The following is a 14,489-nucleotide window of genomic DNA, read 5'->3' on the forward strand; positions in this document are numbered from 1 at the left end:
AAAATTTCCCACACTATTGTCTCATATTTATTTTGTGGTGTCCAGTGCTATTTTGCGAAAAACTTTTTCTCCCCAACTCTTATAAACCTTGTCAGTTATAAATCTTTAGATTCATGCGTCAGCTCTGCATGCCACTGAGATTTTTATTGCGATTTTATTGTTTGTGCTATAAAATTTCCCCGTAAGGATTTAGAAAGGGTTGGTTAGATGGACATAAAAATAGTTACTGACAGCTCGTGCGACCTGCCTGAAGAACTGGTTGAGAAATGCGGCATTGATGTTGTTTCTCTGCATGTCACCTTTGAAAACAATGAAACCTTTACAGAGAGGGTCACCATTAGCCCGGAGCAATTCTGGGAGCGCATGGCGGGCTCCAGGGAACTTCCCAAGACATCCAGACCCACCCCGGAGGCCTTTGCCGACACTTTCAGGAAAGCACTGGCCAATTACGCCTCAGTTATATACATAGGCCTGTCATCGTCTCTCAGCGGTACATTCGAAAGTGCTCAACTGGCTGCCAAGTCAGTACCCGGAGATATACACCTGATCGACTCCCTCAGCGGTTCCTTGGGCCTCGGCATTCTAGCTATCAAGGCCCATGAATTTATTCATTCCGGTATCAACGTCCAGGCTGTTGTAAATAAGGTAATTAATTACAGGGACGGCATGACCACCCTTTTCACCATGGACTCTTTGGAAAACCTGATCAAAGGCGGCCGGGTGGGCAGGCTGCCTGGTTTTATCGGCACAGTTCTCAGTATCAGGCCTATCGGCAAGGCTGGGGACAGGGGCCAGATAGACGTGCTGGAAAAGGTGCGGGGACGCGGCAAATCTCTGCAGCGGATAGTGCAGCTAGTTGGGGAAATGGGCAGCAACCTGAAGGAAAAGATCGTGGGCATCAGCCACGTGAACTGCCTGAAGGAAGCTTTAAATTTAAAGAAAAGTATTGAGGAGAATTTCCAGCCCGGCAAAGTTATTATCAGCAAGGTGGGCAGCACCATGGGGACATACGCGGGCACAGGCGGTATTATAGTATCTTTTTAGCCGGGAGCGTCTTCCCGCCGGAAAGTGGCTAAAAGGTTACTGGCAAGGCTATTGTTTCAGATAGCCTTGCTTTTTGTGTAAAGAACCGGAGAGATTATTTTTTATCTATTATAAAAATATCTTTAATAGTATAACAAAATATTTTTTACATAATTGTTATAATTCGACATTATTTCCGAAGGAGAATTTTCTATATGTGTCAAAATTACCTCATACTTGCAACTGCAGGTCATGGAGGGGTAACATTGAAATATGAAGAAGCGAAATTCGCCGGCAAACTCTCTGTAATAGGCCACAGGCCGGAAAACTATAACTTATTACAGATGAAAGACGGGTTAAACCCGTGCAGCAATTATATCGAGAGAATTATTAAAGAGTGCGCCGCCGGGCTGAAATCAGCCAACGACGAATTCCAACGGGAAATCAACAAACTGAAACAGGCCGAAACGCTGTTCCAAACCTTATCCAGTTCCTCCCCGGTAGGGGTTTACATCGTCCAGGACGGTAAGTTTCAATTTGTCAACCCGCAGTTTCAGGAATTCACAGGGTACCGGGAGGAAGAGTTGTTAGGCAGGAACACTTCAATGGTTGTCCTGCCTGAAGACAGGGGACTGGCCAGGAAAAACGCCGTCGATATGTTAAAGGGAAGACATACCTGTCCGTATGAGTTTAGAAGCCTGACCAAAAGCGGCCAGACCAAGTGGATTTTGGAGCAGGTTGCCTCTATACAGTTTCTGGGCAAAAGGGCTGTTTTGGGCAACTGCATGGACATAACCAGCCGCAAGCAGGCGGAAGATAAAATACGGACAGCCCACCAGCGGCTTCAGGATATAATTGAATTTCTCCCCGACGCCACCTTTGTGCTGGACCAGGACAGAAAGGTAATCGCCTGGAACAGGGCAATAGAGGAAATGACCGGAGTACAAAAGGAGCACATCCTTGGCAGGGGTAACTATGCTTATTCTGCTGCTTTTTACGGGAAGCCCAGGCAGATCCTGGTTGACCTTATTTTTGAGGATGGCCAGGACAGCCAGCGGTTATATAAGTTCTATGAAAAAAGAGGAACTACCATTGTTGGCGAGTCTTATCTGCCTTCTTTGCGGGGTAAAGAGGTGATCCTGTGGGGTACGGCCTCTCCTCTCTTTGATGAGGAAGGCAACCGGGTAGGCGCCATTGAGTCCATCCGCGATATTACCGACCGCAAACGGGCGGAAAAGATGCTGCTTGAGTCAGAAAAAAGATACCGCAATTTGGTGGAAAATATTAACGACATTATCTTCTCTTTGGACACCTGTTACCGCATAACCTATATCAGCAACGTATTTGAAAAAAAGCTGCTTTTCAGTATTGAAGAAGTGATGGGGCAACCTCTATCAAGCTTTGTTCACCCTGAGGACATGCCCGGCTTGTTAAACAGCCTGGAGAGCGCTAAAAACGGGCAATTGGAGCGAAGTGAATTCCGCTTAATCGGCAAGGACGGGTCAGTCTACCACTTTCGGGCCTCCAGCCGGCCGCTGCTGGAAAACGAGCAGTTAACAGGCTTAACCGGAGTAATGGTGGATATCACCAGGAGCAAGCAGTTTGAAAGAGAGATGTACCGCATGGACCAGATGAACCTTATAGGGGAAATGGCCGCCGGTATAGCTCACGAAATAAGGAACCCGATGACCACGGTAAAAGGTTTCCTGCAGTTGTTCAAGACCCGTGAGAAATACGCTCAGGAAAGGGAATACTTTGAGCTGATGGTATCTGAGCTGGACAGGGCTAATTCCATTATAACCGAGTTCCTTTCCCTGGCTAAAAACAAGGCGGTGAAACTCAGGCCGCAAAACCTGAACGAGATTGTCCGGGCCATGCACCCGTTAATAACAGCCGACGCTAACGTGGCGGATAAATTTACTGCCATTGAACTTGGTGATATCCCGGAAATACTCTTGGACGAAAGAGAAATCCGCCAGTTGATCCTTAATCTTGTGCGCAACGGGCTTGAGGCCATGTCGCCTGGTGGTAGGCTGACCATAAAAACCTATCTGAACAATGGTGACGTAGTTTTACTAATACAGGACCAGGGCAGCGGGATTGAGCCCGATGTACTGGCGAAGCTGGGGACTCCGTTCATGTCCACCAAAGACAACGGGACTGGCCTTGGGCTGGCTGTGTGCTATAGCATAGCAGCCAGGCACAACGCCAAAATAGATGTTAAGACAGGTCCCGGCGGCACAACCTTTTTTGTTAGTTTCAGCGTACAGGCGCCGGCCAGCCAAGTACTTTAATTCATATGATACCTAACTATGATAATTATTACCTCTTGTAATAATTAACAAAACAAATTATTATATATATTAAAGAATATTAGTATTTCATAGGATCGGTTTTACCTCCTTTTACCCGGCTGAGCCGGGTAGTTTTTATTTACAAAACAGTAAAATTTATTTTGACTTTATATCATTCATGTGATAAAGTTAGGACGTTCTAACGGTTAGGTTATGTATTTTCCCTCTCTCAATCTCTTAAATTGGTTAGGGAATACAAATTGTAGTTCCTAAACCAAAAGAGCAAAATAATTTGAGGGAGTGTTTTAATGTACCAAGACCGTTATTTGACCTGTCGTGACTGTGGCTGTGAGTTTGTGTTCTCCGTATCGGAACAAGAATTCTTTGCAGAAAAAGGGTTTACCAATGAGCCCGGCCGCTGCCCGGAATGCCGCGCGGCCCGTAAGAACCAAAACAGGCGCAGTGGCCAGCGCCGCCAGATGTTTCCGGCTGTATGCGCCAGCTGCGGCAAAGACACTGAGGTTCCGTTCCAGCCAAGCGGCGACAGGCCCGTATACTGCAGTGACTGTTTCCGCAAAGTGCAAAACTATTAATATTACAATCCAAGGGGCAGCGAGTCTGCCCCCTTTTATTTTTCCTGCTCATTTTTGTCTGAAAATCAGCCTGGCAGGAAGGTTTTTTGAAGCTTTATATCGAAAGACACTTCAAAAGAAAGGAAGTGTTGAAATGCTGCCGCGTCAGAAGGCGAGACTCCAGGAGCAACTGTTGTTATGGGGATACCCGCCCCATATTGTAGAAAACATGGAGGTTTGGAGCCTTTTGAGCCATTATAACTATGAGCTCAAAAAAAGAGAGCAGCAAATGCTGGCCGAGCAGGACAGTGAATACGAAACCACCACCTTGGAAACTGAAGTTGAGAAGCCCAAGCAGCAGTATAAAGGGGTTAAAGTCCCTTACCGCTGGTAATTGCCGGGTGTTAATGATTATGTCCAAAAGAAAGGCCGCGTGCCTTTTTTTATTTTTAAACCTTGCCGTCACAATACATACTACTTGTCCTGCCGCCTTTTCCGGAAGTATAATTTACAAAACAATACTTTTTGAATAAAGGAGCTGCCAATGGGACCAAAAAGAGAAACACTGGCCAAAATGCTGTCAGGCAAAAGCCACGCGCACGTCTGCATCTACATTGAAAGCGGGGCTGCGGCAGAGCCGGCCTGTCCAAGCAAAGTCGCCATAAAAATTCGGGATGACCTGTTGATGATTAACGATATGATACCGATCCCGATTGATGACAGGTACATTGCCTGCCTGGAGGATGATTTTGCGGAAATTGTTTTTATTGACCCGGACCATCAGATTGTTCATGTAAAAATCCTGACCGATTTTTCCGGGCTGGAGTGATTACCTGGGAGGAGGGATTTTTTGTCCTTAAAAGTTAGCTGGATGAAGGCAGCTTCCTGCACAGACAAGGAAACCCCCTGCAAGACCAGGCTGCGTATAACTGCTGTCAACGAAGGCAATACTCCCACCGTAATAGCGGGCATGGGTATCAGATACCCCCGGAGGTCCGGCCTGCCCAGCAGGATAATTATACCCGTGGATCAGGTGCTCGCCCCGTCTGAAGAAGCAAGCGTTTATTTTGAAATAGAACATTTTCAAGGGTTTTACCGTTATGACGCCGTATTCGCCCAGGACGGGGACGGTAAAACATACTACCCGGAGACCAGCCTTGTAAAAAGAATCGGCCGTTTTTTCTGCTGGCACTTCAGCCGCGCTCCCTATGACGAAAAAAAACCGCGCTAGGCGCGGTATTTTCGGTTATTTTATTGATACTATCTTATCCCCTTTTTCAATCTTATCCACTACCTCCAGCCCTTCCACAACCTTGCCGAATACGGAATAGTTGCCGTCAAGCCAGGATGCGTCCTTCTTGAGTATATAAAACTGTGAGCCGGCCGTGTCCGGGGCGTTGGAGCGGGCCATGGCCAGCGAGCCGCGCAGGTTCTTCAAAGTGAGTGACACCTCCAGCGGTATCGTCCAGCCGGGACCGCCACTGCCGTTACCTTTAGGGTCACCGCCCTGGATCACCCAGTCCTCCACCCGGTGGAAAGTCAGTCCGTCATAAAACTTGTCCTTGATCAGCTTCTCAAAGTTGCCAACAGTGATGGGCAGCATTTTGGGATATACTTCCACAACTACATTCCCTTTAGTTGTTTCAATAGTATACTGCACAGTATCGGGAACGGGTGTTTCCGGAGCGGCTTTCTCGTCCACGTCAACCCTGTTGTTAACGCCCCCGGCCGCAGGCGTGAAGTTCACCTGCGCACCCACAACCTCACTCATAAACCTCAGCGGCACCATAGTCCTGTTGTTGATCAGTTCCGGCGGCGCGATACTTATCAGCCTGGAGTTGCCCTGATCCTGCACCAGTGCGATTGACTCCCCTACAGACAGAAAAATAGAAATCTGGTCCTTCGTAACCACTATCAATTGTTTTTCCTGGTCCCACTTTACCTCACAGCCAAAAAACTCACTGACAAACCTGAGCGGCACATAAGTCCTGCCGGTTGCGGCGTCGATCAAAGGCAGCTGGTCGGGGAACTCAATCTGGGACCCGTTCACATACATGTCCACGTTATAGTTGGCTTTGTTCACGTCAATAGCGGCCCCAGCCGGCGCGACGATGTAAAAAGCGGCAAGCAATAATACCAAAGTTGCAAGCATTAACTTTTTCATCAACATAACCCCCTCTCCCCTTTTATTCGATAAAATTATTAACTTACCTCCCGTGGCGGTTATCAACTCCATTAAATTCAAACCCTTTTTTGGGTAAAATATCAATAAAAAAAAGTCCCCGCGCTATTGCCTGCAAGGACTATTTTTCATGGGAGCATGATAGTTTTAGTTTTTCTACTTTAGTCGTTTTTACGGTTGGCGGGCAGGTCTTCCCGGTCACCATACAGCCACTCAGACGGGTAATATGCCATTTCAAACCCGGGCAGTGGCTTAGGATGCCGTACCTGAACAGTTTTTTCTTCCATAGTAATCACCTCGGGAGTATTATCATCCGTTGGCTGCAGATTTAAACCTTAAGGTTAAAATTTACTTATGTTTAAAAATATTTGAGGTATGATAATGACAAAAATATATCTAGGAGGCCAAATAAATGAACGCGGCAGCTGAGTTTTTACAAAGCAACCCCTTGTTGTTTGCCATCGTGGTCGTGTGGAGCATTATTTGGAAAGCCATAGCGCTTTGGAACGCCGCCCGGAACAACCAGCTGGCATGGTATATAGTACTGATCATTGTCAACACAGTAGGCATACTTGAGATAATTTACCTTCTGTTCTATCGCAAAAAAAGATCGAGGTTCTAAAACGGCAGTGAGACAAGGGGACGATTCTGACTAGGCAATCGGAAGTTTTGCGCCAAATGCCACTACATGATCAGTGAGAGCAATACCTGATCAACAAGAGTAAAGTCTGTTAATTATACTAAGTGGCGCAAAATTTTTGATTGCCTGAGAAGATGGAAGTCGCAGAACTTTGTGATGGTTAAGTGAGAAGATATAAATAAAGTTTTTGTTACAGAATGTTCTACATTCAACTTGCGATTTCGTTCTTCTCTTGTCTCACTTGACTTTGGTGAGACAAGAACCGTCCCCTTGTCTCACCTTGTCTCAAACCATTATTTTACTTCCGGGAGATTCACTGCCGCGCAGATTACCTCAACCAGCGCCGGCCTACCCATTTCAAGCGCTTTCCTGACTGTCTCCTGGATCTGCGCCGGTTCCTCCACGCGAAAACCTTCAGCGCCGCACGCCCTGGCAAACCGGACAAAATCGGGTGTAGTCAGATCACAGCCCAGCGGAGTCAGACCCTGGGCGATCATTTTATTCTTTTCGATGCTGTAGACCTGGTTTCTTACCACTATCACCACAATAGGCAGCTTATAACGCACACAGGTAAGCAGTTCGCTCATGGACACCAGCATCCCGCCGTCACCCACCAGCGCGACAACAGCTTTATCCGGGCAGGCAAACTTGGCGCCGATGGCCGAAGGCAGGCTGCAGCCGATACTGCGCCACATGCTGGAAAGCAGGATCTCCTGTTTCTCCCCCAGGAAACCACGGTCGAACCAGTGCGTAAACTCTCCGATATCAAGCGCAACAACAGCGTTCTCAGGAATAACTTCGTTAAGCGCGGTCATCAGCCTTAAAGGATGGATGGGGACGGCGTTGTTTTCCTGTTCTTTAACCAAGTCCTGCTTGTTTTTTTGCGCCTCTCCTTTAACTCTGGCGAGCCAGTCCTGGTTTATACTGTAATTCTCCAGGTCATGCTCGATCACAGATAAAAGCAGCGCCAGCTCCCCGGTAGCTGAGGCAAAAGTATTAATGCTCAGTTCTTCGGGGCGTTCCGCCAGCTGCACCACTTTGGCCGTGGCCGGGAAGAACCCCTGCTCGTAGGCCGCGCTGCCCAGGAGAATGATACAGTCGGCCTCCTGGACAAGCGGCGGCAGGTAGGCTTCTCCTATACCTCCCAGGTTCATTTTGAAACGGCCTCTTACTGTGCCTTTGGCGTCCTGCGCGTTAAACACCCCCGCCCCCAGCATGTGGGCCAGGGAATGCACCTGGTACACAGCGTCTTCCGCTATTTTACCCACTACAATCAGCGGCCTTTGTGAACTTTTGATGGCGGCAACAATGTTTTCGCTGCTGCCCGAAAATACCAGCGGTTTTTTAAACTCAATAATTTCAGCCGGTACTGTCTCAGCGTCAGCTGGTTGCAGAAAAATGTCGCGGGGAATGGAGATATGTGAGACTGTAAAATCTATGTAAGAATTTCGTGCCGCGCTCACCATCAGGTCAAGTACAGCTGAAGGTTCAGTAAGCATTGAGGTGAAACTGGAGAAATTCCTGAATAATAGCTGCTGGTCAAAGTATTGTTTGGTCCTGAGGCCGTTTTTTTTGGTTTCCACCTGGCCGGTTACAGCCAGTACGGGGCTTTGGTCAAAATAGGCGCCGGCCAGGCCGTTGAGCAGGCTGACCGCGCCAGGGCCGGCGGAAGCGGCGCAGACAGCCAGCCTGCCGGTGAGTTTGGCTTCGTATGAAGCCATAAAAGCGGCGTTTGCTTCATGCGTCACGGAAATAAAGCTTATCTTATCCTGGCGGGCCACCGCGTCAAGCAAAGGCAGAATGGCGTCACCGGAGACACCGTAAATTCTTTCCACACCCCACTGGGACAGTTGGGCCAACATTAAATCTGCAACGTTACCGCTAACTTTCAAATCATTCATCCTTTCTTAAAGAGAAATCAAATAAAAGCCAATCTTGTTGACTCATATACTATTCTTTCAAGATGTATCAATATTATCCTGCGTAAGGCACTTTTTACATGCCATTATTCGACATTAAAGCCGAACCGTAAGTTCATAAAAAACAGTCTAATAAAGACAGGTCCAAACGGACAATTAGAAATCATCTGGGAAATGGCTGCTAGATATGTTATAATTCTTTTAACTTCAAGGAGGGAACACTGGTTGTCTCAAAAAAGGAGAAGAAGAAAGTTAAACTATAAACGCCTGGCCATTCTTATTGCGATACTTTTGGTGTTAATCATCGGCGGTACCGGAGTGGGACTGGTCTTTGCCAGCATCAAGGACATGCCTGCGATTAGTCAGGAAGCGCTCGAATCAGGAGCCTCAACCATGATTTATGACATGGACGGGAACCTTGTCACCCAGATCGGCATCAGAAACAGCGTCCCGGTTGACCTTAAGAAAGTGCCCCCTCAACTCAAGAACGCCTTTTTAGCCATAGAGGACCCCCGCTTTTACCAGCACCACGGTATCAGCCTGAGGGGCATTGCGCGGGCGGCCTGGACGGACCTGACTTCCGGGTCGCTCCGGGAAGGCGGCAGCACCATCACCCAGCAGCTGGTCAGGATATCATTCTTGAGTGCGGAGAAGACTTACAAAAGAAAAATCCAGGAGATTATCATGGCCTTTCAGGTTGAAAGGCGGTACACCAAAGACGAGATTCTGGAAATGTACCTCAACAATGTTTACCTCGGTGAGGGAGCTTACGGCATTCAGGCTGCCGCGCAGACCTATTTCGGGAAAAATATTTATGACCAGAACCTTACCCTGGAAGAGATAGCCCTGCTGGCGGGCCTGCCCCAGGCGCCCAGCGCCTACTCCCCCTTCCTTGACCCCAAAGCCGCTAAAGCCAGGCGCAACGACGTCCTGGACAGCATGGTGAAATATAACTATATCAGCGCCAGCGAAGCAGAAGCTGCCAAAGCAAAAGAAATTAAGCTGGAAACTAAAGAGCTTGCCTGGCGGCAGTACCCTTACCCATATTTTTTGGACTATATCACAGACCAGTTGACTGAGAAATATGGTGAGGCCGCGGTTTTCAAAGGCGGCCTCAAAGTTTACACCACACTTGATACCAAAATACAGCAGATCGCTGAAACCGCCATGGGCAGAAACGCCAATTTCCCGTCTTCCAAGGCGGACGAGAACGGCGCCTTACAGCCGGAGGGCGCAGTCGTGGTGCTCGACCCGCACACAGGCTATATTAAAGCCCTGGTAGGCGGGCGTGAGCATACACAAAAAAGGCAGTGGAACAGGGCCACCCAGACCGCCCGCCAGCCCGGCTCAGCTTTTAAGCCCATCGCCGCTTACGGGCCGGCTATTGAATATGCCGGGATGGGGCCGGCCTCGGTGGTGGATGATATCCCGACCAGCTACGAGTCTTACCAGCCGCACAACGTTGACGGAAGGTACCGCGGCCTGATTACCCTGCGCACAGCCCTGACCAACTCGGTCAACATCGTGGCGGTTAAGGTATTGATGGACTATGTCGGCCTGGCCAACTCCATTAAATTCGCATCCAACCTCGGCATTACGCTGGACCCGGCAAACCACGGCGCCAGCATGGCTCTGGGCGGCCTGCATACCGGGGTGACGCCGCTCCAAATGGCCTGCGCTTACGGCGCCTTCGACAACCAGGGCGTCTACATTGAGCCGACTGTAATAATAAAGGTTGAAAAGCAGGACGGAGTGATTCTGGAACAGCATGTGCCCAAACAGCATGTAGCGATGAAGCCTACCACCGCTTTCCTGATCACAGACATGCTGCGCTCGGTCGTGTCAAGCGGCACCGGGACCGGCGCCCAGATCAGCAGGCCCGCCGCCGGGAAAACCGGCACCACCGACGAGGGGAAAGACCTCTGGTTTGTAGGCTATACTCCTGAACTGGTGGCCGCGGTCTGGATGGGCTACGACCAGCCCACCGCGATGCCGCAAGCTTATGGAGGCACTTATCCCACCAGGGTATGGCAGGAAATAATGAGCAGGGCGCTCAGTGACACACCCGTCACCAGCTTTCCCACACCCGCGGGTATAGTCAGCGCGACAGTAGACGGCAAGTCAGGCCTGCTGCCCGGCCCGAACACACCCACTGACAGCCTGGTCACCGACTACTTTGCGTCAGGCACTGTCCCATCAGGCACGGACAACGTGCACAACTTTATCGAAGTCTGCGCGGCCAGCGGCCAGCTGCCGACCCAATACTGCCCTGACCGGGTGATTAAGCCGCTGATCAAACTGCCCTACGCGGTGCCGCCTTCGGTAGAAGACTTTGCCCTCAGGGCCCCCACCGAATCCTGCACATTGCACGCGCCCGGCGGGACCCAGCCCGGCAAGCCCGGCGCCGGCTCAACAACCACCCCGGGTAAAACGGGTACCAAGACCGACACTGGTGTTATTAAAACCGATACCGGCAAAAAGAATTAGCAAAGCTGATCCAGATAAAACAAGAGACGGCTGTGAAACCAGTAATACATGGTCCCAGCCGTCTTTTTTATTCAGGTAGCTTATGGTTATGTTCAACCATTATTAGACATTCATAGTTATTCAGTTTCTGATAAAAACTATTTGGTAAGATATTTAATTTTAAGGAGGCGCACTTTATGTATCACCATGGCTGGTCTGACCATCTACGCGGCGTAAACGTAAAATCACTAACCCCGGACGGAAGTGACGTTACAATTATTTATGACGGTCTATTGAGCAAGAGCGGTGCTTCCCAGGTCTACCTCCACTCCGGTTTCGGCAACCCCATGCAGTGGAAAATAGTTGAAGACTACCGTATGCAGCGCACGCCGGAAGGCTGGAAGAAAACACTGAATATGGAGGACGGGCACCTCACCTTCTGCTTCCATGACAGCGCCGGCAACTGGGATAACAACAACGGCAACAACTGGACCTATAAGCTGGTCTGAAAAAGCAGAAACCGGGCTCGTCCCGGTTTTTTTTACGCCAACTCAACCACGGTCACACCATATCCTCCCTCACCTTGTTCACCCAGGCGGAAGGACTTGACCCGGTGGTGGCCCTTTAAAAGCTTTTGGACAGCCGCTCTCAGTGAGCCTGTCCCTTTGCCGTGGATCAGGTAAACCCTGTGCAAACCAGCCAGATAAGCGTCATCGAGGTATTTTTCCACCAGGGCTGTGGCCTCCCCGGCATACTGCCCCCTCAGGTCAAGCTCGGAGGATATCTCACGGGCTTTGCCAAACAGCACACCCGCCACCTCACTCTGTCCGGCGGCCGGCTTTGTTTTTTCAGTCCTGCGCAAATCACGTAAAGGGACGCTGATTTTAAGAATTCCCACCTGGACCTGCACTTCGCCTCCAGGTGCGGGGGCGGCAAGGACATAGCCCTTCTGGTTGAATTTGGGCAGGAATACTTCTTCACCAGGGACAAGTTCAGAGGGGACTTCTCCCGCTGCAACCTTTTCAGGCACAGCCCGGCTGACCTTCTGGCCGAGTTTGCCCAGCTTTTCTCTGGCGTCCTGGATGGCGCTCTCCCTGGCGCGGGTCGTTTCCTCATGCAGTTTCTCCCGGAGTTCCTTGACCGCGGCCTCCGCCTCCAGCCGGGCGTTTCTGACCAGTACGCGCGCTTCCTCCGCCGCTTTCGCTAAAATGGACTCCCGCCTGGCGGCCAGGTCCGACTCTTTCTTTTGCAGCATTTCCCTAAGCAGCCTGGCCTCTTCAGTAAGCCTGGCGGCCTCAGCCCGTTCGGCCTGCGCCTCCTGCCGCTCCTTTTCCAAATCACGCATCAGTTCCTCATACTGCACCTGCTCCACAGTTAAGAACTCCCTGGCCCTGTTGACCAGTTGCGCCGGCAAACCCAGCCTGCCCGCAATTTCAAAAGCGTTGCTGCGTCCGGGCTTGCCTATCAAAAGGCGGTAAGTGGGCCGCAGTGTCACCGCGTCAAACTCCACACTGGCATTCTCCACCCGCTCGTGGGCGTAAGCAAAATTTTTCAGCTCGCTGTAATGGGTGGTGGCAATGGTTTTAACCCCGCTCGCGTGCAGTTTTTCCAGGATCGACTGGGCCAGTGCCGCTCCTTCGGTCGGGTCTGTCCCCGCCCCCAGCTCGTCCAACAGCACCAGGCTGTCCTTGCCGGCCCTGCCGACGATATCCACGATATTGGTCATATGTGAGGAAAAAGTACTGAGGGACTGCTCAATGCTCTGCTCGTCCCCGATATCGGCGAAGACCCGCCTGAACACACCCAGCTTTGAGCCTTCCCCCGCCGGTATGTGCAGGCCGGACTGGGCCATTAAAACATGCAGGCCGGCAGTCTTTAAGACTACGGTTTTGCCGCCGGTATTCGGCCCGGTGACCACCAGGGTGTCAAATTCTTCGCCTATACGAATGTTTACGGGCACAACTTCTCCCTTTAACAGGGGGTGCCTGCCCTGCCGGATATCCAACACAGCCTCCCCTTCCAGGACAGGCGCCCAGGCCTGCAGGGCGTGGCTGTACCTGGCCCTGGCCATGATAAAATCCAGTTCCCCCAGGGTAAGCAGGGAAGTGCTGATGGGATCAAGGTTTTGCGCCACGCCGGCGGAAAGTTCGGCCAGAATCCTCTGGACTTCCTGCTTTTCCGCCACGATCAGGCGACGCAGCTCGTTATTCCTTTCCACCACCGCCATCGGCTCGACAAAGAGTGTGGCGCCGCTGGAGGATTGATCGTGGACAATACCAGGCACCTGAGCCCTGTACTCTATTTTAACCGGCACCACATAACGGCCTTCCCGCATGGTGACCAGCGGGTCCTGCAGATACTTCTGGTAATTAGGCGAGCGAATCAGGTGCTCCAGGTGATCTTTAATTTGCAGCTGGGAATTGACTATTTTTCTGCGTATCTGGGACAACTCCGGGGAAGCGTTGTCCGCCACCTCACCGCCGGGCAAAATTGCTTTTTTTATCTTCTGCTCCAGCTCCGGCAGGGCCGCCAGAAAAAAAGCCAGCTCATTCAGCAGAGGGTAAACTGCCGCTCTTTCCAGCAGAAAATTTTTGATCACCCTGCCTGCCGTAAGCGTGTCAGCCACGGCAATAAGGTCCTCAGGCTCCAGCACAGCCCCGTGGCCCGCTCTTTGCAGCTGAACCCTGATATCCTTCCAGCCGCCCATTTCAGCGGTAGGCTCCAGCCTTAAAAGCTTCCGGCCTTCACTTGTCTCGTCCTGCCACCTTAAAATCGCGTTAAGGTCGTCCACAGGCTCAAGCTCCATGACCTTCTCTTTGCCCAGCGCCGAATAAGCGAAGGACGCCAAATTTTCCTGCACCTTATGAAACTCTAAACGTCTAAGCGTTTTCTTATCCATAAACTAACCTTTCAATTCAGTCGTCGGACGTCGGTATATCCTGCATTTCTTTGGGGCCTATGGCCTTACCGGATTTATCCGAACAAAGCCCTCTCGGGGAATCGCCGCCTTTGCTAGTTGGGAATTTTTTTTAGCAGTATGTCCACCGTTTTTTGAGGCAGAAAGAACAGGGCGGCCTCCACGGCGTTTTGCAGAGAATTAAAAACATCCATGCTGCCTTCCCAATACTTTTTGATAATCTCCGGGCCGGCGGAATTAAGCAGCCTCTGCAGGGCGATAGCTACTAAATAAGCATCATCGACTTGCCCCAGAAAAGGGATCACGTCCGGGATCAGGTCGACAGGAGAAAAAATGTAAACGATAGCCGCCCCGAGCACCGCCTTGTCTGTGGTTGACACAGCCGGGTCTTTGACCAGGTTGTACATCAGCTTAACAAAAGCCGGAATCAGATTTACGAAATCCAACAGCAACGATTTAGCTTTTTCTTTATCCAT

14 protein-coding genes are annotated in these 14,489 nt (G+C 50.5%); 9 read left to right on the forward strand and 5 right to left on the reverse strand.

Going from position 1 to position 14,489, the window contains the following annotated elements:
* Positions 1-207 precede the first annotated feature (207 nt).
* The 6 genes from Pmgp_RS09470 (at position 208) to Pmgp_RS09495 (ending at position 5,120) form a co-directional block, all read left to right on the forward strand.
* Entirely contained in the window at positions 208-1,044 is an 837-nt protein-coding gene (locus Pmgp_RS09470; protein ID WP_134213746.1) for a DegV family protein, read from the forward strand.
* Positions 1,045-1,289: 245 nt separating this feature from the next.
* Complete coding sequence (locus Pmgp_RS09475) at positions 1,290-3,317, forward strand: PAS domain S-box protein (RefSeq protein ID WP_192902867.1); 2,028 nt, start codon at positions 1,290-1,292, stop codon at positions 3,315-3,317.
* 308 nt (positions 3,318-3,625) lie between these two features.
* The gene (locus Pmgp_RS09480) at positions 3,626-3,910 is read left to right on the forward strand and encodes a zinc-ribbon domain containing protein (protein ID WP_134213748.1); all 285 of its coding nucleotides are present in this window, start codon (positions 3,626-3,628) and stop codon (positions 3,908-3,910) included.
* 133 nt (positions 3,911-4,043) lie between these two features.
* On the forward strand, positions 4,044-4,283 hold the full coding sequence (locus Pmgp_RS09485) for a hypothetical protein (protein ID WP_134213749.1): 240 nt from the start codon (positions 4,044-4,046) through the stop codon (positions 4,281-4,283).
* A 150-nt stretch (positions 4,284-4,433) separates the two neighbouring features.
* Positions 4,434-4,718 carry a hypothetical protein gene (locus Pmgp_RS09490; RefSeq protein WP_134213750.1) on the forward strand — a complete coding sequence of 95 codons (285 nt, stop codon included), beginning with the start codon at positions 4,434-4,436 and terminating at the stop codon, positions 4,716-4,718.
* Between the two features lie 21 nt (positions 4,719-4,739).
* On the forward strand, positions 4,740-5,120 hold the full coding sequence (locus Pmgp_RS09495; RefSeq protein WP_134213751.1) for a hypothetical protein: 381 nt from the start codon (positions 4,740-4,742) through the stop codon (positions 5,118-5,120).
* A gap of 15 nt (positions 5,121-5,135) precedes the next feature.
* Here the strand turns inward: Pmgp_RS09495 and Pmgp_RS20280 are convergent, their stop codons facing one another.
* Positions 5,136-6,053 carry a peptidylprolyl isomerase gene (locus Pmgp_RS20280; protein WP_243119794.1) on the reverse strand — a complete coding sequence of 306 codons (918 nt, stop codon included), beginning with the start codon at positions 6,051-6,053 and terminating at the stop codon, positions 5,136-5,138.
* Positions 6,054-6,232: 179 nt separating this feature from the next.
* A complete protein-coding gene (locus Pmgp_RS20575; RefSeq protein WP_282432895.1) occupies positions 6,233-6,358 on the reverse strand; it encodes a hypothetical protein in 126 nt (41 codons plus the stop codon).
* A 125-nt stretch (positions 6,359-6,483) separates the two neighbouring features.
* On the opposite strand from Pmgp_RS20575, the gene Pmgp_RS09505 reads away from it, so the two are divergent.
* A complete protein-coding gene (locus Pmgp_RS09505) occupies positions 6,484-6,693 on the forward strand; it encodes a DUF5652 family protein (RefSeq protein WP_134213752.1) in 210 nt (69 codons plus the stop codon).
* A gap of 311 nt (positions 6,694-7,004) precedes the next feature.
* On the opposite strand, the gene Pmgp_RS09510 is transcribed toward Pmgp_RS09505, so the two are convergent.
* On the reverse strand, positions 7,005-8,603 hold the full coding sequence (locus tag Pmgp_RS09510) for a thiamine pyrophosphate-binding protein (RefSeq protein WP_192902868.1): 1,599 nt from the start codon (positions 8,601-8,603) through the stop codon (positions 7,005-7,007).
* A 252-nt stretch (positions 8,604-8,855) separates the two neighbouring features.
* Here Pmgp_RS09510 and Pmgp_RS09515 point away from each other — a divergent pair, with 252 nt between their 5' ends.
* Positions 8,856-11,117, forward strand: a complete 2,262-nt coding sequence (locus Pmgp_RS09515) for a transglycosylase domain-containing protein (RefSeq protein WP_243119795.1) — start codon at positions 8,856-8,858, stop codon at positions 11,115-11,117.
* 176 nt (positions 11,118-11,293) lie between these two features.
* Positions 11,294-11,605: a carbohydrate-binding protein gene (locus Pmgp_RS09520; RefSeq protein WP_134213755.1), complete on the forward strand. Its 312-nt coding sequence runs from the start codon at positions 11,294-11,296 to the stop codon at positions 11,603-11,605.
* 32 nt (positions 11,606-11,637) lie between these two features.
* On the opposite strand, the gene Pmgp_RS09525 is transcribed toward Pmgp_RS09520, so the two are convergent.
* Both Pmgp_RS09525 and Pmgp_RS09530 read right to left on the reverse strand, forming a co-directional pair.
* Positions 11,638-13,995 (reverse strand): endonuclease MutS2, encoded by a 2,358-nt coding sequence (locus tag Pmgp_RS09525; RefSeq protein ID WP_134213756.1) that lies wholly within the window; start codon positions 13,993-13,995, stop codon positions 11,638-11,640.
* A 113-nt stretch (positions 13,996-14,108) separates the two neighbouring features.
* Complete coding sequence (locus Pmgp_RS09530) at positions 14,109-14,489, reverse strand: YkvA family protein (RefSeq protein ID WP_134213757.1); 381 nt, start codon at positions 14,487-14,489, stop codon at positions 14,109-14,111.

Source organism: Pelotomaculum propionicicum (assembly GCF_004369225.1).
Classification (GTDB): domain Bacteria; phylum Bacillota; class Desulfotomaculia; order Desulfotomaculales; family Pelotomaculaceae; genus Pelotomaculum_B; species Pelotomaculum_B propionicicum.